Source organism: Aquisalinus flavus, assembly GCF_014640095.1.
GTDB lineage: Bacteria > Pseudomonadota > Alphaproteobacteria > Caulobacterales > Parvularculaceae > Aquisalinus > Aquisalinus flavus.
Genome location: NZ_BMGH01000001.1, coordinates 127,130 through 146,894, shown reverse-complemented (window position 1 = coordinate 146,894; position 19,765 = coordinate 127,130). Strand labels below are relative to the sequence as shown.

Below are 19,765 nucleotides of genomic sequence, written 5' to 3'. Positions count from 1 at the left end.
CTTAAGGACGGGTTAACCACAAGCTGGTCTGATCGCGCCATGAGCACTGCCCGGCCCTTCGTCCTCCTGCGCGCCGACTATGCCCGCTGGCTCGATACCGAGCGGCGCATGAGCCCGCGCACGGCGCGCAACTATCTGCATTCGCTGGACCTGTTCACCGATTTCCTGAGCGGCCATCTGGGCGAGGCGATCACCGGCGCAACCTTCGGCACGCTGGAGACGCGGGACTTCCGCGCTTTCCTTGCCCTGCGCAAGGGCGAAGGCCTGACGGCGCAGACCCTGCGGCTCGATTTGTCGGCGATCAAGTCGTTCTACCGCTTTCTGCGCAAGGAGAGCGGGATGACCAATCCGGCGCTCGCCGCCCTGCGCTCGCCCAAGCTGCCGCCGCGCCTGCCCAAGCCGCTGACCCGCCCCGACATGGACGCGATGATCGACAGTGCCGCCGTCCCTGAAAAGGGCTGGGAAAGCGCCCGCGACGTTGCGCTGCTGACCCTGCTCTATGGCATGGGGCTGCGTGTGTCGGAGGCGCTGGATCTGTCCTGGGCCGAGGGCGATATGGGCACCAGCCTGACCGTCACCGGCAAGGGCTCGAAGTCGCGCATGTTGCCGGTGCTGCCGCAGGTGCAACGCGCGATAGCCTTCTATCGCAAGACGGTGCTTGCGGACGAAATTGCCCAACACTTCATCGCGCGATGGGATGGTGACGCCCCGCCGCTGTTCTGGTCGAAGACCGGCCGCGCGATGACGCCGCGCATGGCACAGGAACTGACCGCGAAACTGCGCCGTGGCCTCGGCCTGCCCGCCACCGTCACGCCCCACGCCCTGCGCCACTCCTTTGCGACGCATCTGCTCGGCGAGGGCGCTGATCTGCGCGCGCTGCAGGAGCTGCTCGGTCATTCGTCGCTCGCCGCGACGCAGCGCTATACCCAGGTCGATACCGACGCGCTCCTGAAGACCTATCGCAGCGCTCATCGCAGGGGCTGATAGTGGCGGGGGTGACTATTTCAGATCGCGGACTTCATTGCGCTCGCCCGCCGGCATGACCACGGAATCGCCAATGGCGATGAGTTTTTCCGCGCCATCCTTCACGGCGAAGATATCCGCCCGGACCACGACCTGCCGTCTGGAGCGGGAGACCATCCGGCCACGGGCGATGAAGGTCTCGCCAATGCCGGGCCGCAGGAAATTCACCGAATATTGCGCCGTCAGCACATCGCCGACCACGGTCGCAGCGGTATAGGCGCAGACATTGTCGACGAGAAAGCCGATCATCGCCCCGTGCAGGAAGCCGTGATGCTGGGCCATGTCCTCGCGCCGGAACGGCATTGCCAGCTCGACCGCTCCGTACGCGACCCTGTTGACCGTCACGCCGGTCCAGCTGGTGAAGGTCTGCTGCGAGACCACATAGGACAGCGCCTCGCGGCTGACGAGCGGCTCGCGCGTGTCGTCAGGCGTCTGGCTCACTTCGTTGCATCCAGATGCGGCGGGAACTGGATCGCCGTTTTCGCGATGAATTTCTTGTCGAGCTTGTCGGTCGATCCGCGCGGCAGTTTCTGCGGCGAGATCCAGATCTTCTCCGGCACTTTGAAAGCGGCGACATGCTGCAGCATGAAATCGCGCAGCGCCTGCGGATCGAGGGTCTTGCCCTCGCCGGCATAGACGACGGCGCCGACGACCTCGCCCATCCTGTCGTCCGGCACGCCGAAGACCGCCGTTTCCTGCACGCCGTCAAACTTGTAGATTTCGTTCTCGACCTCGAGGCAGGAGACATTCTCGCCGCCGCGGATGATCAGCTCCTTGAGGCGGTCGACGATATAGAGAAAGCCCTCCTCGTCGAGCTTGCCGAGGTCGCCGGTGCGGAACCAGCCATCTTTCGTCAACGCCTTTTCGGTCTCGTCGGGCATCGCCAGATAGCCACGGAAGGTGGCGGGCGACTTGATGCAGATCTCGCCGACCTCGCCGGTCGGCAGCTCTTCCAGCTTTTCGTTCAGTATCCTGAATTCGGTGACGGGGGGCACAGGGCGGCCCGCTGAATCAGGCTTTGCGATATATTCGCTGAGACCGTTATGACAGCCAAGCGCATTGGTCTCCGTCAGTCCGTAGCCGGAGGAAGCGCGTACTTTCGGGAATTTGTCCGTCATCTCGGCGACGTGGTGGGCGGGCCGCTTCGCGCCGCCGGTCACGATATCGGTGACCGTGTCGAGATCGCCTTCTTTCGCGTGCTCGATCACCTCATGCGACTGGGTCGGCACGACGGCAAGGTTGGTCACCCTTTCCTGCCTGATCAGGCGCAGCGCCTCATCGACATCCCAGCGATACATGAACACGATCTTGCGCCCGGTCAGCCAGGACAGGAGAAAGACCGAATGCGAGGCGGTGACGTGGAACAGCGGCAGCGACAAAAGGATCACCGCATTTTCGACAATGATCCTGGCATCGGGGCGCAGCTCGTTGACCACCTGCTGCAGGAAGGACCAGGACAGGATGGCGTTGATGACGCTGCGATGGGTCAGCATCGCGCCCTTCGGCCTTCCGGTGGAGCCTGACGTGTACAGAATGCAGAAATCGCTGTCGGCATCGATGGCGACCTGCGGCATGTCCGCTGACGGCGCGTTCGCGATCAGGTCGGCAAGATCGGCATCGGCATGCTCCGACGGCTCGCGCGCGGCGATGAAGGTCAGGCCCATTTCTTCCTTCACGGGGGCGAGATAGCCAAGGCGCTTGGCATCGCCGATGACGAGCCGCGCCGCGCAATCGCGCATGCCGTAATGCAGCTCCTCCTCCCGCCACCACGCATTGAGCGGCACGACGGTGGCGCCGGCGGCGATGATGCCGAGATAGGCGATGCACCATTCGGGATAGTTGCGCATGGCGATGACGACGCGGTCGGCGGGCTTGACGCCATAGTCGGCGATCAGCACCTGCGCGAGGCGGCAGGCCTTCTGCCAGACCTCGCCGATCGTATAGCGCTCATCCTCATAGACCATGAACTCGGCATCCCTGAACTCGGCGGCTTTCATCGCCATCAGATCGCGCAGGGACATGTTCGAGGCGGCAAAGACGCGCGGATAGTCGACCCCGCGCACGGTCATCGGCATGGTGGCGAACAAGCCGCCTTCGACCAGCTTGGCGTCTATCTTTTCCTGCAATTCAGGGCCGGTAATCGGTGCAACTGTCATGTCTGTCTTTCGCGTTGGGGGATTGGGTCGCTTTGAGCCGCAGTGTAACCGACCGGCCCGCCGCGCAAAACGGTTTAACGCAGTTATCGGCTGCAATAGGCCGGATCAGCCAGCCATATCCGGACTTGCGCCGGCCATATCAAGGCTTGCGCCGCAGGCATCTGGCGTTATGGTGCGCCGCAGCTTCCCGATCCCGAAAGAAAATGCAATGGCCCATCTGTCCGCCACCCTCAATGTCATGATCACCGCCGCCCGCGAGGCCGGCAAATCCCTGCGCCGCGACTTCTACGAGGTCGAGGCCCTGCAGGTCAGCCGCAAGGGCGCCGCGGATTTCGTCTCCGCCGCCGATCTGCGCGCCGAGGAGATCATCTACCAGTCCCTGTCCAGGTCGCGCCCGAAATTCGGCTTTCTGATGGAAGAGCGCGGCGAGGTCGAAGGCAGCGACAATTCCAACCGCTTCATCGTCGACCCGCTCGACGGCACGACCAATTTCCTGCATTCGCTGCCGCATTGCTCGGTCTCCATCGGCCTCGAGCGCGACCGCCAGCCCTATGCCGGTGTCGTCTATAATCCGATTACGGACGACCTGTTCTATGCCGAGAAGGGCGAAGGCGCCTATCACAACGATACCCGCATCCGGGTGTCGAACAAGAAGGACCTGACCGAATGCCTGTTCGGCTGCGGCCTGCCCTACAAGGGCAAGCTGAATTGCGGGCCGGTGCTGGACGAGATCGACCGCGTGACGAAAGAGACCGCCGGCGCCCGGCGCATGGGCTCCGCGGCGCTCGACCTCGCCTATGTCGCCAAGGGCCGCTTCGATGCCTATTGGGAACGCGGCATCAATGCCTGGGACGTGACCGCCGGCATCGTGCTGGTGCGCGAGGCGGGCGGCATGGTCTGCCATCTCGATGGCACGGACGACAAGCCGCACCTGACCGGCTCCGTCCTCGCCACCAATGGCGAATTGCAGGACGTGGCACGGAAGATCATTCTCGGGCGGTAGTCAGCTTTTCGAGCAGGTCGCAGGCGCCGCCATTCTGTTTCGACAGATATTCGGCGAGCCATGCTCCCGTCATGTTGGGTGAGTTCTGCCGGTACCAGTCGAGCCGGCGGATTTCCTGCGGGACGCCTCTGCCGCGGCGTTCGAACAGGAATGTCGATAGCTTCGTCTGCACGCTGGCGATTTGTCTGATCTCGTCAGCCCTTGGCGGATCGATGAAAATGTCGGTGCTGTTTCTGGCCGTATCGAGGTCATAAAACTCCGCAGCACAGTCGCCGACAATATTGCCCTCGATTTCTCCCAGGAAAATCCGCTGACGCGGTGAAAACATCACGCTTGGATAATCAAGATAGGCTTGTGCGTGATGACGCTCGTGAAAAAAGGTGGTCCAAGCCATCGGGTCGGCGTTGCCATCTTCATACACCCTCAGCAACAGCCCGCTGTCGCTGACCGTCACGCGCGGCCATTGGTAAATATACGACCGGTAATTGGCTGGAACGAGAATGATCGGAAAGTCGTCAAACTTCAACGGAATATAGGCTTCAAGCCGCTCCAACTGTTCTGAAGTCAACGAACAGGCCTGCGTGACATCGCCTTGATATTCTTCCGACACGAAGATCGGTGAGCCATGCCGTCGCGCACAGGCAATGTCCTTATCGACCGCTGTGATCGTCTTGAAGTCGTCCGACGCGTCATCATTGCGTCTTCTCAACGTCGCATAGGTTATACTCCGTCCGATGACATGCGGCCGGTAGCCGAGAGCATCCAGACGCTTGGAAGTGACTGATTCATCGTCAACCGGTTGAAGAAACTCATAGAGAGGGCGATACGGATCAATGGCGCAAGCCGATAGCCCCGCCACCATTAAAACCAATATCCATGCGATTCGCATTTTTGTCCCTCAACTCACCCGCCACAACTGTCACGCGCAGAGCTGCGACCGGTCAACCCGACCTGACAAAAAAAGCCTCCCGATCCGGGAGGCTTTTTCGTGTTCAGATGCTCTCGCCGATCAGCGCGCGGCGTAGACCTCGTCGCTCTGGACGCGGGCGACGCGGCTGCGCAGGTCGCTCGACAGGGCGACCGGCTTGCCGTTGTAGAACAGCACGGTGTAGGTGCCGGCGCCGCGGGACGAGCGGCCGAGATCGGCGCGGACGTCATAATCGACAGCCCAGCACTCATAGTCCTTGTTGCCCTTCAGCTTGGCGACAACCTGATAGGGCTGGCTCGCCTGGCGCACGGTCGCGCCGGTCGCATTGCTCAGGCGCGATTCGATATAATTCACGGCCTTGCTGTCATAGCTGGCCGGTTGAGCAGAGAAGTCGCCGGCAAGGGCGCCCATGGCCGGCATGGCGATGAGGCAGGCGGCAGCGGCGAGACAGGTCTTCAGAGTGTTTTTGGTCATAATGTTTGCTCCCTTATAAATTTGGGTTCGGTATAGATTTGTCATCGAAACGAAACATAAGTGTCACATTTCCTTCACAATAGTGACACGGCTGCACTCAGTGCGCAAGAAAAATATGCACTCAGTGCCTAAAAGGTGCACAGAGTTCGCCTCTTGGCCCGGCAAAAAACTGCCAACCTATTGTGATTGTTGGATATTTTATCTTGGCGCAACCAGTGCGACTTTCCGGCTCCAGTCGCTGCCGAACGCAAGAATTGCCGGAAAACTGTCACGAAACGGGGCACATCGCGGAAAAGCGACACAAAGAATTGCTAGCTTCGGCTTCACGGCGCGGTGTTTTCCGGTATTCTGAAACCGGCCTGTCCGCGTGAGCGCGGTCACCGTGGGGGCCCGTGTTGTATGAAGGGGTATTAACGCATGTCACGCTCGCTCGACCGATCCGTCCGCTTCAACGGGCCTGGCGGTTACATCATCAACATGGTCCTGTTCCTTGCGGGTGTCGCTGCCATCGGCTTCTACCTGTCGCCGCTGAGCCCGCAGCCGACGGACCTGCTGGTCGAGGCATTCCGGGCCAACGTCGCCCTGAACGGGCTGATCCTGTTCGTGTTGGGCATGGGCATCATCTATAATTTGCGCCAGGCTGCCGTCGTCGGCCCGGCTGTGAGCTGGGTCAATTCCTTCCGTAACTCGGTCGACCCCTCGCGTACCCGCCTGCCCCGCCCGCCGGCGCTGATCGGCGCGATGTCGCGCATGCTGCTCGATGCCGACGAGCGCGGCGGCCGCCTGTCCCAGGCCTCGTCCCGGGCGATCCTCGATTCCCTCGGCCAGCGCGTCGACGAGGGCCGCGAATTCGGCCGCTATATCGCCAATCTGCTGGTCTTTCTCGGCCTGCTCGGCACATTCTGGGGCCTGTTGCAGGTCGTCTCCTCCGTGGCGCTGGTCATCGGCTCGCTCGCCTCGTCCGGCAGCGGCGGGGCAGAAGCCGGCGATGCCGTCCGCCAGCTGATCAATGGCCTGCAGGCGCCGCTGTCCGGCATGGGCACGGCGTTCTCCTCGTCGTTATTCGGTCTTGCCGGGTCGCTGATCATCGGCTTTCTCGATATCCAGGCCGGCCAGGCGCAGAACCGTTTCTACACGGATCTTGAAGACTGGCTGTCCGGCATCACCGAAACCGTGACGACCTCCAGCGGCGGCGACCGCTCTTCCATGGACGCCGGCAAGCCGGAAGACCTGCTTTCGGGCCTGCAGCGGATCGAGGCGGCCGTCACGCGGTTGGCCAACGCCCAGTCGGAAGCCCAGACCAAGGCCAGTGAAGACGTGCGCCGCGAGATTCGCATGCTTGGCCGCACCCTGATCGAAGGCGTTCCGGCAGAAGATAATCCGCCCCCGTCAGGGTCCCCGAAGTCCTCCAGCAAGGACCGGTAATCCATGGCCCGCCGCCGCTCACGCCAGGACGCCAATATATGGCCGGGCTTCGTCGACGGCCTGTCGACGCTGCTGCTCGTCGTCATGTTCGTGCTGTCGATCTTCGTCGTCGCCCAGTTCTATCTCGGCGAGGAACTGACCTCCAAGGAGACGGAACTCACCCGGCTTCAGGCACGAATCGCGTCGCTCGCCGACCAGCTGGGGCTGGCCGAGACCGAGCGCGACCAGCTGCGCCAGCGCGTCCTGTCGCTGCAGGACACGATCGAACAGAAGGACGATGAACTGGCTGGCCTGACCGCGGCGCTTGCCGAATCGCAAAGTGCCGTCGCTGCCTCCGCCGAGGAACTGGACGCGGAAAAGGCGCTCTCGGAAGAACAGAAATCCGAGATCGCGACCCTGAACGCCCAGCTCGCCGCGCTGCGCCGCCAGCTTGCCTCGCTGCAGGAAGCGCTGGAAGCGGCAGAGGCCAAGGATGAAGAACAGCAGGCGCAGATCGAGAACCTGTCGTCGCGCCTCAACGCGGCCCTTGCCCGCAAGGTGCAAGAACTGGCCGATGTGCGCTCGCGCTTCTTCGAGGCGCTGCGCGAGGCGCTCGGCGACCGCGACGATGTCCGCGTCGTCGGCGACCGCTTCGTGTTCGAGAGCGATATCCTGTTCGGGTCGTGCTCGGCGACGATCAGCCCGGCGGGGCAGGCCGAGCTGCGCAAGCTCGCTGTCGTCCTGCTCGACATCCAGGACGAAATCCCGGGCGAGGTGAACTGGGTGCTGCGGGTCGACGGCCATGCCGACGCCCAGCCGCTGGGCCCGGGCTGCCGCGCCTATTTCGAGGATAACCTCCAGCTGTCGTCGGAACGGGCCATGTCGGTCGTGCGCTTCCTCGCCCAGAATTCCGTGCCCGAACGGCGGCTTGTCGCTGCCGGTTTCGGCTCGAACCATCCGCTGGTCCAGGGCGGCGATCTCGCCCGGAACCGCCGGATCGAGTTCAAGCTGACGGAAAGATAGTCTGCAGTGGGATAGTTAGTAGTTATTAGTAGGCGCGGGGCCTGAGTATAGCTCAACTAAAATCTACTAACTCCAAACTACTCACTCCTTGCCCGCCAGTCGCGCCAGATCGTGTTACCGGCGGCGATGGTCTGTGCCGCCAACAGGAAGCAGAGCGGGATCGAGCCGACGACCGCGAAGGCCCGTGTCGCCATCTGTCCCTGTGCGGACAATAACGCGCCGATGGTCAACGCGATCAGCACCACACCCCAGAAAATCCGCTCCCAGCGCGGCGGCGACAAATCGGTACGGGAAGAGAACATCGCCATCACATAGGCACCTGAGTCCGCGCTGGTCACGAGAAAGATGAAGACCAGGGTGAAGGCGACGATCTGGGTGATCAACGTCAGTGGCAATTGCTCCAGCATCATGTAGGTCGCCATGGCCGCCGTGGAGAAATCGCTGACGCCGAGATCGACGCCCTGTTCCAGCTGCAGCGAGATCGCCGTGCCGCCCATGATCGCAAACCAGAGCAGTGTCACGATGCACGGCACCAGCATCGCGCCGAGCACGAACTGGCGGATCGTCCGCCCGCGGCTGACCCGGGCAATGAAGACGCTGACGAAGGGCGTCCACGCGATCCACCACAGGAAGTATGTCAACGACCAGTCACGGGTCCAGTCGCGCGCCGCGCCTTCGGGCCGCAGGGTGAAAGACAGGGGCACGATCTCGCCGACATAGGCTGCCGCCATCTCGCCCATCGTGCCAATCAGCTCGCGCGTCGGGCCGGCGACAAAAACGAAGATTGCCAGCACGAGGACGAGGATCATGTTGAACCCTGACAAGGGCTCGATGCCGCGCTTCAGCCCGCCCCAGGCGGACAGGAGGAAGACGCCGCCAAGGATCAGGATCAGCACCGATTGCAGCACCGGGCCGTCTATGCCCTCAACCCCGCTGATGATTTCGACGCCAGCGCCGAGCTGCAGGCCACCCTGCCCGATCGAGGCGATGACGCCGAAGATCACCGCCATCAACGCGACCATGTCGATGAGAATCTTCGCCCAGCGCGGCAGGAAGCCGAAGACGACGCTGGGCAATGGCGGCTTGCCCAGCCGGAACGCCATATAGCCGACGGCGAGCGCGGCGACGGTATAGATCGCCCAGGCCTGGAACGCCCAGTGGAACATGGTCAGGGCATAAGCCTGGCTGATCGCGGCCTCCGTCTCCGGCAGCGCGGTACCGGGCGGCGGCGAGACGGTGAAGATCAGCGGTTCCGCCGCGCCCCAGAAGACGAGCCCCGCGCCCATGCCGGCGGCGAACAGCATCGACATCCATGACAGGGTCGAGAATTCAGGCTTCGAGCCTTCCGTGCCCAGCCGCATGCTGCCCCATGGCCCGATGGCAGCAACGAAGCAGGCGATGACGGCGAGCGAGGAGACGCCAAGCGTCAGCCAGTCGAAATGCAACAGGAACCAGCCTGCCGCCGCCTGCATCGCCGCGGTGACGGCGCCGGGGGAAAAGATACTGAGTGCCGCGAGCAGGCCGATGATCGCGTGCAGGGCATAGCGTCTGAGATGAAAAACCATTATGGCTGAGCTTACCAGCCCTGCCCCTCAGCGCAACCGGCGCCGCCCGGCACGATCAGTCGCGTTTCAGCGCGGCCATGGTGTAGACCGCCAGAAGCGCCCCGGCCAGTCCGAACCAGGTCCACGCATATTCGAGATGCCGGTTGGTGAAGGTGACCCGCGTGGTGCCGCCGCGCGGCCAGCTGCCCGGATTCTCCGCGCCGGAACTGTCGATATAATAGCCGGTGTCCGCGTCTTCATTCAGGACCGTACCAGTGGTCTCGCCCCCCTCATTGACGACGGGGACGTCGCCGAACAGGCGCGAATCGCGGACATACCACTGGTTGCCCTCGGGATTGCTCGGTGCACTGACCATGCCGGCAACGCCGGCGGGCTCTTCCGGCATACGGAACAGGCCGGTGACGGTCACGAACCCCGCGACCAGCCCGTCGGGGCGGCTGGCGGGATCCTTCAGCCGGTCGGGCACGAAGCCGCGATTGACCCAGATATGGCGCGGCGCATTGCGCGCGCCGGGCGCGGTTACCTGCAGCGGCGTGAAGACGTTCCAGCCGGGCTCGCCCTCATAGGTGCCGAAGACATGGCGCTCGTGATCATGCAGATAGGTGCCGGAGATTGCGACCGGCGTATAGGTCATGGTCTCGCCCAGCGCCTGCCGGTCGCGCGCGATGCCATAGGCAACGGGTTGCTGGTCGAGGCGGGTTTCGACCGACTGGATCAGGTCCCGCTTCCATTCGAGCCGTTGCAACTGCCATGTGCCGAGCGCGATGAGGATGCCAAGACCGGCGATGGTGACCAGCGTCAGGACAGGCTTGATCCGGAACGTCATGGCCGGTCCTCATCGTCCCGGTCGCGGTCGGACCAGTCGCGGTCGGACCAGTCGCTGCCCTCTTCATTGAGGTGACCTTCCCGCGCCTTGTTGGCGTATTGCAGCGCGACCATATAGGCCTTCAGCGGACGGATGGATATCCATGTCGCAACCACGCAGGACACCAGCGAGGCGAGCAGTGCCGCCCAGGCCGGCGCGCCCAGACCGAACCGCAGCACGACCAGCACCAGCACGGCGATGAAACCGACAATGAACAGGAGGAAGATGGCCGGCCCGTCGCCGGAATCGGCCCGGGAATAATCGAGGCCGCAGCGCGGACACCGCTCTGCGACCTTCAGGAAGCCATCATAGAGCCTGCCTTGTCCGCAGCGGGGGCATTTGCATGCCATGCCCGCTGCAAGGGGGGAAACAGGCGGGTAATAAGCCAATGCCGCTAGGACAACAGACCCTGATTGCCGAGCACGTAGATGGCGGCAAACAGGAACAGCCAGACGACGTCGACGAAGTGCCAGTACCACGCAGCAGCCTCGAACCCGAAATGGCGATCTTTGGTGAAATGACCGGCAAGGGCACGGCCGAGACAGACGGCAAGGAAAATCGTGCCGATGATCACGTGCAGGCCGTGGAAGCCCGTCGCCATGAAGAAGGAGCCGCCATAGATGCCGCCGGAGAAGGAGAACATGCCATAGGCAATCGCTTCGTAATATTCGACGGCCTGCAGGAAGGAGAAGAATACGCCAAGCGCGATGGTGATGGCGAGGCCCTGGATGAAGCCCTTCTGGTCGCCGATGGTGATCGCGTGGTGCGCCCAGGTCACCGTCGTGCCGGACAGCAGCAGGATCAGCGTGTTGATCAGCGGCAATTGCCAGGCGGATAGCGGCTCGACGCCGACCGGCGGCCATTGCGCGCCGGTGGCATAGAAGCGGCCTTCATTCATCATGAAGGCCGGATCGCCATTGGCATTCAGCATTTGCGTGCCATCGGCAAGCATCACCGGATCGCCCGCGCCCGGGAACAGGGCCGCGCCGAAGAACGCCCAGAACCAGGCGGCAAAGAACATGACTTCCGAGGCGATGAACAACACCATGCCGTAGCGCAGGCCGATGCGGATCACCGGGGCGGTATTCTCGCCCTTCAGGCTTTCGACGACGATATCGCGCCACCAGCCGAACATGGTGAACAGAACGCCCGCGAGACCGACGAAGAAGATCCAGTTGCCCTTCAACGCGAACAGCCCGGCAATCTCGACGCCATTTTCATTGGCGCCGGAATGGGCCCAGGTGACGGCGCCCAGCATCATGATCATGGCGGAGATAGAGCCGACAAACGGCCACGGGCTCGGATTGACGAGGTGATAATCGTGTTTAACGGCACCGGCCATCGGGCAGTATCCTTCTTATCTTAACGCGAGGTCATAAAGACATTCACGGGTTCTCTAGCCTGCTTGTAGAGGAATTTCAAACGGTCAATGCCGTTTTCGGGCGGGACATTTTAGCCCGCCCTGGGCAGGTTACAGGCCTTCAGCCTCAGTCGGCAGTGCCGCCAGTTCGCGCGCCTCGGCCTTTTCGTCGCGATAGAAGGTATAGGACAGGGTGATCTCGAAGACATCATCGAGATTGTCGTCGTCCTCGATCGCCGGGTCGACGAAATAGGTCACCGGCATGTCCATGGTCTCGCCCGGCAGCAATACCTGCTCGGTGAAGCAAAAGCACTCGATCTTGCGGAAATAGAGCCCTGCCTTGGCTGGCTGAACATTGAACGTTGCGGTGCCGATCACCGGCTCGTCGGACGTGTTTGTCGCGGCATAATAGGCCAGGTTGGTCTGGCCGACCTTGGACGTCTGGGAAACCTGTTGCGGCTTGAAGTGCCAGGGCAGGCCATCGGCCGTGGTCGCATCGAAGCGAACGGTGACGGTGCGGTCGATGACCGTGCGCGACGGGGCATCGGCGCGCTGGGTCGTGCCGTCAAAGCCGGTGATCTGGCAGAAGGCCCGATAGGCTGGCACGGCAGCAAATGACATGCCGACCATGCTGGCGACAACGGCACAGACAGTCAGCGCGGTTTTGGAATTGCGGTTCATCGATCAGCCTCCGACATTTTCAGCAAGACGCAACATGGTGATGAGATAGATCAGCGCGACGAACGCGACGATGCCAAGCGCGATGACAATGGACCGGCGCTTGCGGCTCTTCTGTTCTGCCTGCGTCATCTGGTAATGCTCGCCGGTCGCGCGGGCATCGCGGGCCGAAAAGAAGTCCTGGTGCTCCGTCTCGTTCGCCTCTGCCTCGCCGTCGCCATCGGAGACGTGATCGGAACCGCTATCGGGGCGGTCGACAGCCGCAGCCTCGGGCTGAACGCTGCTGCGGTCGTCCCCGGCGGTGTCGGTCTTCTTGTCGTCAGTGTCAGCCATGCAGCCCCAGCAAATGTTCCGCCAGCAAGGCGGCGTAAATCAGGAATAGGTAGAATATAGAGAAGCCGAAGAGAGATTTGGAGGCACGCATCGTCGCAGCCTCGTCTTTTGCCACATAAAGCCGGATCGACCCGGCGAGGAAAATGGCGCCAAGGACCACCGCGACGGTACCGTATAGCCAGCCGGCGAAGGCAAAGAAGACCGGTGTCACCGCGATCACGGCAACGATCACGGTATAGACGAGAATTTCCAGCTTGGTACGGGCCTCGCCCTTGACGTTCGGCATCATCGGGATGCCGGCGGCGGCATAATCTTCGCTCTTGAACAGCGACAGCGCCCAGAAATGCGGCGGCGTCCAGAAAAAGATGATGGCGAACAGCAGCCACGCTTCCAGCGGCGCCGTGCCGGTGACTGCGGCCCAGCCGACGACCGGCGGCAGGGCCCCGGCGGCGCCGCCGATGACGATATTCTGCGGCGTCGAGCGCTTCAGGAACATCGAATAGATCACGGCGTAGAAAAAGATGGTGAAGGCGAGCAGCCCGGCGGCGAGGTAATTGGCCGCAAGCGCCAGGACGATCACCGCCAGCACCGACAGGAACAGGCCGAAGCCGAAGGCATCGGCGCGCTGGACCTTGCCGGAGGGGATCGGCCGGCCCTTGGTGCGCGACATCACGGCGTCGATATCAGAGTCCCACCACATGTTGAGCGCGCCCGAGGCGCCTGCCCCGACCGAGATGGCGAAAAGCGAGATCAGCGCCAGCGGCCAGTTGGCGACGGGGCCCGGCGCCGCGACCATGCCGACGAGCGCGGTGAAGATGACGAGCGACATCACCCGCGGCTTCAACAGCGCAAAGTAATCGCCCGGCTGGGCCAGGTTGAAGGCCAGCGTCTCGCTATTTGGATCGGCGGAATGGTTGCTCATCGCTGGCTGCATAGAACGCCTTGGCGTTCGAGACAATATGCCAACGGACGGCAATGGCTGCGGCCCTGCGCCGCTTGCCGTCAGACAGGGCGGCGCTGAGCCTGTGCTTCACTGAAATGTTCCGCGATATCACTGGCCGTTACGGCCTTGCCGGTCGCTGCATTGATGATATCGGCAATATCGGTGTCCGAGCGTCCGGCTGAATGCAATTTCTCGATTTCGTCGGAAATCATGCCGACAAATTCAGGAATCTCGAATGTCTCCTCGCCGAGATTGAGCTCCCGGCGGAGGGTCTTCTGGGCGGTAATCGCTTCGTCGAGCGTGAAGGTGGGTTGTACGGTCATCGCGGAAACTCCTGTCTGTCGCAGCCGGATGATCTCCGGCGCGCCAGACAGAACGCCTGCCATGTGGCTTGGTTCGCGCGTGCCGGCCTGGCGCCATGAAAAAAGCCGGGCATCGCTGCCCGGCTTTCCGTGGTCTTGATCGAGGAGCCAGCCTTACTTGACTTTGGGCAGCTCGTTGAACTGGTGGAATGGCGGCGGCGAGGGCAGCGTCCATTCCAGCGTGGTGGCCCCTTCGCCCCACGGATTGGCTTCCCCCTGGCGGCGGCGCAGGAACGCTTCGGCAACGCCAACGGCCCAGATCAGGATACCGAAGGCCATGATGAAGTAACCGATCGTCGACCAGTAGTTCCAGGTGGAAAACCCTTCCGCATAGTCGATATAGCGGCGCGGCATGCCCTGCAGGCCGAGGAAGTGCTGCGGGAAGAAGATCAGGTTCACACCGATGAACATGACCCAGAAGTGAGCCGCACCGATGATCTCGTTATACTTCACGCCGAACATCTTCTCGAACCAGTAGTACCAGCCCGCGAAGATCGCGAAGACGGCGCCGAGCGAGAGCACGTAGTGGAAGTGCGCAACGACATAATAGGTATCGTGCAGGGTGTGGTCGATGCCGGCATTGGCGAGGACGACACCCGTGACACCGCCGACGGTGAACAGGAAGATGAAGCCGATCGCCCACAGCATCGGCGTCTTGAAGGAGATCGAGCCGCCCCACATCGTGGCGATCCAGGAGAAGATCTTCACGCCGGTGGGCACCGCGATGACCATGGTCGCCGCGACGAAATAGGCTTTCATGTCGACCGACAGGCCGACGGTGTACATGTGGTGCGCCCACACGATGAAGCCGACGAAGCCGATCGCGACCATCGCATAGGCCATCGCCATATAGCCGAAGACCGGCTTGTTGGAGAAGGTCGACACGATATGCGAGATGATGCCGAAGGCCGGCAGGATCAGGATGTACACCTCGGGGTGACCGAAGAACCAGAACAGGTGCTGGTACAAAATCGGATCACCGCCGCCGGCAGCATCGAAGAAGGTCGTGCCGAACATACGATCGGTCAGCAGCATGGTGATGGCACCGGCCAGGACAGGCAGCGACAGGACCAGCAGGAAGGCCGTGACCAGCACCGACCAGGCGAACAGCGGCATCTTGTGCAGCGTCATGCCCGGGGCGCGCATGTTGAAGATCGTGGTGATGAAGTTGATCGCACCGAGGATCGAGGAGGCACCTGCAAGGTGCAGCGACACGATCAGCAGGTCCATCGCCGGACCGGGCGAGCCGGTCGTCGACAGCGGCGGATACAGCACCCAGCCACCGGCAAAGCCGAGCTGGCCGGCATAACCCGGCACGAACATCGACAGGGTCAGCAGGAAGGCGGAGGCGCCATAGAGCCAGAACGAGATGTTGTTCATGCGCGGGAACGCCATGTCCGGCGCGCCGATCATGATCGGCACGAACCAGTTGCCGAACCCGCCGATCAGCGCCGGCATGACCATGAAGAAGATCATGATCAGGCCGTGATAGGTGATCAGCATGTTGTAGAAGTTCTTGGCCGCATCGAGCTGTGCCGCAGGCGGCAGGCTCTGATCGGTGAAGCTGGTCAGGAACGTAACCCCCGGCTCCATCAGCTCGATCCGCATCATGCCGGACATGGCACCGCCGATAAGGCCGGCCAGGATGGCGAAGATCAGATACAGCGTGCCGATATCCTTGTGGTTGGTCGAATAGAACCAACGGACGAAGAATGACGGCTTGTGGTCGTGGTCGGCCGCGTGAGCGTCGGTGTGTGCAGCATCAGCCATGATAGCTTACCCTCTTGTCTTCCTACTGAGCCGCGTCGCTGTTGTCGGCAGCGTCGGCAAGTCTTGTTTCATCGTCAAAATACGGGTCCATGCCGGCAAGCGCGCGCTGCTCGTCGACCCACGCCTCGAACTCGGCATCGGAGACGACCCGCAGGCCGATCGGCATATAGGCGTGATCCTTGCCACAGATTTCAGAGCACTGGCCGTAATAGGTCGTGCCCGGCGTCTGCGGTGCGCGGAACCAGGTCTCGTTCAGGCGGCCCGGCACGGCATCGATCTTCAGCGTGAAGGCCGGCATCGCCCAGGAGTGGATGACGTCGCGCGCCGTCGTGATGATGCGAACGGTCTCCCCGGCCGGCACGACAATGTCATTGGTTGCCGCCAGCAGATACAGGGAGGAGTCGTCGAGGTCATCTTTCTGCGCCAGCAGCGCGTCGAATTCGAAATCGCCATAGTCGGGATAGGCATAGTTCCAGCCCCACTGATAGCCGGTCGCCTTGATGGTCAGGGTCGGGCGGGTCGCGATTTCGGAATTGTCCTCACCGAACAGGTCGAGGAACTTGCCGCGGCCGATGCGCGAGCGGCCACCGACGACGGTGATCTCGGAGCCGGCTGCCGGGGCACTGTCGAGGCTGACAAGCACTTCGGGCGTACCGAGGCCTTCAAGCGTGTAGGCTTCGCCGTCCAGCTTGCTGCGCTCGCCAGCCGGCGTCGTGACATAGATTTCCATGTGCCGCGCATTGGTAACCATGCGGTTTTCCTGGAAGTCGTTCTCGAACGCATAGGCCGTGGACGTGCCGTCGCTGACATAGCTGACCTTCCGGCCATCCGGCAGAACGCCTTCCTTGTACAGCAGATCGAAGGAGAAGACCGCGATATAGGCGAGGATGAAAATCGGAATGAGCGTCCACAGCACCTCGACCGTCGTGTTGTGCGAGAACTTGTGCGCGACCGGGTTAGCGCGGCGGTTATAGCGCACGATGACCCAGATCAGCAGCGCCAGAACGAACAGGCTGATAAAGGTAATGATCGGCAGGAGCACCAGGTTGTGGAACTGGTGGACTTCCTCGGCCAGCGGCGTTGCGGCTGGCTGGAAACCGAGATCCCCGTCGGTGGGAACCTGGGCGTGAGCGGCCATCAGCGTCGTGCCGGCCAGCATGGCGAGCGTGGCGATGGAGGTCTTGAAGATATTCGTCATTGTCATCTCGGACTTCATTCCGTTTCTGCCGTTTCAATCAGTCTGGCTGAACATGAGCGCCTTATACGCCCATCCCTCGATAAATTGCACCGGTTATGCGCTGGATAAATGGTCGCATCAAGCGCCTTTACCGGGATTTTTCCCTGAAGAACAGGCTTCTTTTCACCTGCGGCGAAGGCGCACGGGCCCTGCCGTTGATCACCCTTCCCGCCGACAATCCTGACGCTTGCAGGAACCCTTCCGCCCTGCGCCCCATTGCTGATGGAGAGAGGAAATGAGCAAACAGGAGACAGAAAACCGATATGGCAGAAATACCCGTAAAGAAGACAGGCGGATTTCCCGTCTGGGCCTGGATCGCAGCACTGGCCATCCTCGCCCTGCTCGCTTTCTGGCTGTTCGCCGGCGGCACTGACGAGTACGCAGAGGACGAAACGGCAACGGAAACCGACTATGCCGACACCGGCACGATCTCTACGATTGCGGCGATCCGCTCGCGCGATGACCTGAGTTCTCTCGACGGCCGCGATGCGGCATTTGACGGCGTCGATGTGACGGATGTCGTGGGTGATCGCACCTTCCGGATCGCCGATGGCAGCGGTAACGACCTGTTCGTCGTGCTGGACCAAGTGCCGAGCCCGGACCAGCCCATGGTCGAGGGCCGCTACGACATCAATCCCGGTCAGACGATCGATATCGAGGGCGAGCTTCGCATCGTCGAAAACGGCCGCATCGATGGCGAGCGCATCGAGGACATGCCGCGGGATACGCAGCTGTATCTCTGGGCCGACGAAGTAACAATCCTGGAGCGTTCATAATGGCAGATATTCATGAAAACCTGACCCCGCTGGGCGATCTCGGCAATTACAAGCTGGAAAACGAAGACCAGGATATCCGGGGCCTGCCGCTGGTATCGCCGGATGGCCGCACCCTTGGCAAGATCGAGGACATGCTGGTCGACAAGGAGGACAAGCGCGTTGCCGCAATCAGGCTCGATCAGGGCCTGACCGTCCCGGTCGACGGGCTCGAGATACAGGATGACCAGGTCATCGACCACGGCGCCAAGGGCGCCCACGCGGCGGGCGATCGGGCGTATTCCGGCCGCGCTGTCGAGCGCTAGGGTCAACTCTTCGAACAAGGGATGAAAGGCGGCCTTTGAGGTCGCCTTTTTTCCTGTCTGCTGTCCGCCTGTCTCCGGCGGTTGTGAAGGCGCCCCGTGACGGGCCTCTTGCGCCCGACCCGTGCTTGGCTCACATATGAGGGATGTCAGATTCCTTTTTCTTTTCCCGAACCGACCTCGACCGTTCCCGCACCCAGGCGATTCTCGATGACGCCCTGCACCAGACCGATGATGGCGAGCTCTATCTCGAATATTCGCAGTCGGAAGCCTTCGTCTTCGACGATAACCGGCTGAAAACGGCCAGTTACGACGTCTCTTCCGGATTTGGCCTGCGCTCAGTCCTCGGCGAGACGACCGGCTATGCCCATACATCCGAGTTCTCGGAAGCGGCGCTGCGCCGCGCCGCTGAATCGGTACAGGCGATTCGTTCCGGCCACACCGGCACGCTGGCCGATGGCCCGGCCAAGACCAATCTGCGCCTTTACGACGATACCAACCCGCTGGAAGAGGTCGATTTCGCGACCAAGACCCGGCTGCTCGAGGAGATCAACGCCTATGCCCGCGATCTCGACAGCCGCGTGCGGCAGGTCTCCTGCTCGCTGGCCGGCGAATGGGTCGTGGTGGAGATCATGCGCCCCGGCGGCCAGCTGGTACGCGATGTCCGCCCGCTCGTCCGGCTGAATGTCGCTGTTACAGCCGGCGAAGGCGATCGGCAGGAATCCGGCTCCTGCGGCTTTGGCGGGCGTCAGGGCTATGCCACCTATATCGACCCGGCCGCATGGAAGCCGCAAGTCGACGAGGCGCTGCGCCAGGCACTGGTCAATCTCGAGGCCGAAGCCGCCCCGGCGGGCGAGATGGAAGTCGTGCTCGGCAATGGCTGGACCGGCGTCCTGTTGCACGAAGCCGTCGGCCACGGCCTTGAAGGCGATTTCAACCGCAAGGGCACATCCGCCTTTGCCGGGCTGATGGGCCAGCGCGTGGCAGCGCCGGGTGTCACCGTGATCGATGACGGCACCATGGAACGGCGCCGCGGCTCGCTCACGGTCGACGATGAAGGCACGCCGACCTCGCGCACCACGCTGATCGAGGACGGCATCCTGACCGGCTACATGCAGGACCGGCTCAATGCCCGGCTGATGGGCATGAAGGCGACCGGCAATGGCCGCCGCGAAAGCTATGAATACCAGCCGATGCCGCGCATGACGAACACGTTCATGCTCGCCGGCAACAATACGCAGGAAGAGATGATCGCGTCGGTGAAGGACGGCATCTTCGCCGTCAACTTCTCCGGTGGCCAGGTCGACATCACGTCGGGCAAGTTCGTGTTCAACTGCACCGAGGCCTATCGCGTGCAGAATGGCAAGATCGGCGCCCCGCTGAAGAATGTCGCGCTGATCGGCAATGGCCCGAGCGTGCTGCACCAGGTCTCGATGATCGGCAATGACCTCGCCCTCGATCCCGGTATCGGTGTCTGCGGCAAGGGTGGCCAGGGCGTGCCCGTTGGCGTCGGCCAGCCGAGCCTGAAGATCGACCGGCTGACCGTTGGCGGCGCCGGGGCGTAAG

Annotated in this window: 21 protein-coding genes; 7 read left to right on the top strand and 14 right to left on the bottom strand. The window is 62.5% G+C overall.

Annotation, left to right across the window (positions count from 1 at the left end; translation table 11 throughout):
* Positions 1–39: 39 nt before the first annotated feature.
* Entirely contained in the window at positions 40–984 is a 945-nt protein-coding gene (locus IEV88_RS00755) for a tyrosine-type recombinase/integrase (protein ID WP_188159394.1), read from the top strand.
* Between the two features lie 15 nt (positions 985–999).
* Here IEV88_RS00755 and IEV88_RS00750 read toward each other — a convergent pair whose 3' ends face one another.
* Positions 1,000–1,464, bottom strand: a complete 465-nt coding sequence (locus IEV88_RS00750) for a PaaI family thioesterase (protein ID WP_188159393.1) — start codon at positions 1,462–1,464, stop codon at positions 1,000–1,002.
* Positions 1,461–3,179 carry a class I adenylate-forming enzyme family protein gene (locus IEV88_RS00745; RefSeq protein WP_188159392.1) on the bottom strand — a complete coding sequence of 573 codons (1,719 nt, stop codon included), beginning with the start codon at positions 3,177–3,179 and terminating at the stop codon, positions 1,461–1,463. Before IEV88_RS00745 ends, IEV88_RS00750 begins: the two co-directional genes overlap by 4 nt.
* 208 nt (positions 3,180–3,387) lie before the next feature.
* Between IEV88_RS00745 and IEV88_RS00740 the strand changes: the two genes are divergently transcribed.
* A complete protein-coding gene (locus IEV88_RS00740) occupies positions 3,388–4,182 on the top strand; it encodes an inositol monophosphatase family protein (protein WP_188159391.1) in 795 nt (264 codons plus the stop codon).
* Here IEV88_RS00740 and IEV88_RS00735 read toward each other — a convergent pair.
* Both IEV88_RS00735 and IEV88_RS00730 read right to left on the bottom strand, forming a co-directional pair.
* Positions 4,166–5,071 (bottom strand): hypothetical protein, encoded by a 906-nt coding sequence (locus IEV88_RS00735; RefSeq protein WP_188159390.1) that lies wholly within the window; start codon positions 5,069–5,071, stop codon positions 4,166–4,168. The two genes, IEV88_RS00740 and IEV88_RS00735, sit on opposite strands and share 17 nt — an antisense overlap.
* Before the next feature lie 120 nt (positions 5,072–5,191).
* Positions 5,192–5,584, bottom strand: coding sequence for a hypothetical protein (locus IEV88_RS00730; protein ID WP_188159389.1), 393 nt, complete (start codon positions 5,582–5,584; stop codon positions 5,192–5,194).
* Between the two features lie 417 nt (positions 5,585–6,001).
* Between IEV88_RS00730 and IEV88_RS00725 the strand changes: the two genes are divergently transcribed.
* Both IEV88_RS00725 and IEV88_RS00720 read left to right on the top strand, forming a co-directional pair.
* Positions 6,002–7,009 carry a hypothetical protein gene (locus IEV88_RS00725; RefSeq protein ID WP_188159388.1) on the top strand — a complete coding sequence of 336 codons (1,008 nt, stop codon included), beginning with the start codon at positions 6,002–6,004 and terminating at the stop codon, positions 7,007–7,009.
* Between the two features lie 3 nt (positions 7,010–7,012).
* Positions 7,013–8,011 (top strand): peptidoglycan -binding protein, encoded by a 999-nt coding sequence (locus IEV88_RS00720; RefSeq protein WP_188159387.1) that lies wholly within the window; start codon positions 7,013–7,015, stop codon positions 8,009–8,011.
* A gap of 77 nt (positions 8,012–8,088) precedes the next feature.
* On the opposite strand, the gene IEV88_RS00715 is transcribed toward IEV88_RS00720, so the two are convergent.
* The 10 genes from IEV88_RS00715 to IEV88_RS00670 form a co-directional block, all read right to left on the bottom strand.
* Positions 8,089–9,576, bottom strand: coding sequence for a BCCT family transporter (locus IEV88_RS00715; protein WP_188159386.1), 1,488 nt, complete (start codon positions 9,574–9,576; stop codon positions 8,089–8,091).
* Positions 9,577–9,631: 55 nt separating this feature from the next.
* Positions 9,632–10,402, bottom strand: a complete 771-nt coding sequence (locus IEV88_RS00710) for an SURF1 family protein (RefSeq protein WP_188159385.1) — start codon at positions 10,400–10,402, stop codon at positions 9,632–9,634.
* Positions 10,399–10,791 (bottom strand): DUF983 domain-containing protein, encoded by a 393-nt coding sequence (locus tag IEV88_RS00705; RefSeq protein WP_188159384.1) that lies wholly within the window; start codon positions 10,789–10,791, stop codon positions 10,399–10,401. The genes IEV88_RS00710 and IEV88_RS00705 overlap by 4 nt, the downstream gene beginning before the upstream one ends.
* A 44-nt stretch (positions 10,792–10,835) precedes the next feature.
* Positions 10,836–11,783, bottom strand: coding sequence for a cytochrome c oxidase subunit 3 (locus tag IEV88_RS00700; protein WP_188159383.1), 948 nt, complete (start codon positions 11,781–11,783; stop codon positions 10,836–10,838).
* A gap of 129 nt (positions 11,784–11,912) precedes the next feature.
* Positions 11,913–12,482 carry a cytochrome c oxidase assembly protein gene (locus IEV88_RS00695; protein WP_188159382.1) on the bottom strand — a complete coding sequence of 190 codons (570 nt, stop codon included), beginning with the start codon at positions 12,480–12,482 and terminating at the stop codon, positions 11,913–11,915.
* A gap of 3 nt (positions 12,483–12,485) precedes the next feature.
* Positions 12,486–12,812 carry a cytochrome c oxidase system small membrane protein gene (locus IEV88_RS00690; RefSeq protein WP_188159381.1) on the bottom strand — a complete coding sequence of 109 codons (327 nt, stop codon included), beginning with the start codon at positions 12,810–12,812 and terminating at the stop codon, positions 12,486–12,488.
* On the bottom strand, positions 12,805–13,734 hold the full coding sequence (locus IEV88_RS00685) for a heme o synthase (RefSeq protein ID WP_188159380.1): 930 nt from the start codon (positions 13,732–13,734) through the stop codon (positions 12,805–12,807). Before IEV88_RS00685 ends, IEV88_RS00690 begins: the two co-directional genes overlap by 8 nt.
* A gap of 80 nt (positions 13,735–13,814) precedes the next feature.
* Complete coding sequence (locus tag IEV88_RS00680) at positions 13,815–14,078, bottom strand: hypothetical protein (RefSeq protein ID WP_188159379.1); 264 nt, start codon at positions 14,076–14,078, stop codon at positions 13,815–13,817.
* 153 nt (positions 14,079–14,231) lie between these two features.
* Positions 14,232–15,887, bottom strand: coding sequence for a cytochrome c oxidase subunit I (ctaD, locus tag IEV88_RS00675; RefSeq protein ID WP_188159378.1), 1,656 nt, complete (start codon positions 15,885–15,887; stop codon positions 14,232–14,234).
* A gap of 22 nt (positions 15,888–15,909) precedes the next feature.
* On the bottom strand, positions 15,910–17,091 hold the full coding sequence (locus IEV88_RS00670; protein ID WP_188159377.1) for a cytochrome c oxidase subunit II: 1,182 nt from the start codon (positions 17,089–17,091) through the stop codon (positions 15,910–15,912).
* Positions 17,092–17,387: 296 nt separating this feature from the next.
* On the opposite strand from IEV88_RS00670, the gene IEV88_RS00665 reads away from it, so the two are divergent.
* From IEV88_RS00665 to tldD, 3 genes are all read left to right on the top strand, one after another.
* Positions 17,388–17,900 (top strand): hypothetical protein, encoded by a 513-nt coding sequence (locus IEV88_RS00665; protein WP_188159376.1) that lies wholly within the window; start codon positions 17,388–17,390, stop codon positions 17,898–17,900.
* A complete protein-coding gene (locus IEV88_RS00660) occupies positions 17,900–18,202 on the top strand; it encodes a PRC-barrel domain-containing protein (protein WP_188159375.1) in 303 nt (100 codons plus the stop codon). The genes IEV88_RS00665 and IEV88_RS00660 overlap by 1 nt, the downstream gene beginning before the upstream one ends.
* 143 nt (positions 18,203–18,345) lie before the next feature.
* On the top strand, positions 18,346–19,764 hold the full coding sequence (gene tldD, locus IEV88_RS00655) for a metalloprotease TldD (protein ID WP_188159374.1): 1,419 nt from the start codon (positions 18,346–18,348) through the stop codon (positions 19,762–19,764).
* Position 19,765: the final 1 nt, after the last annotated feature.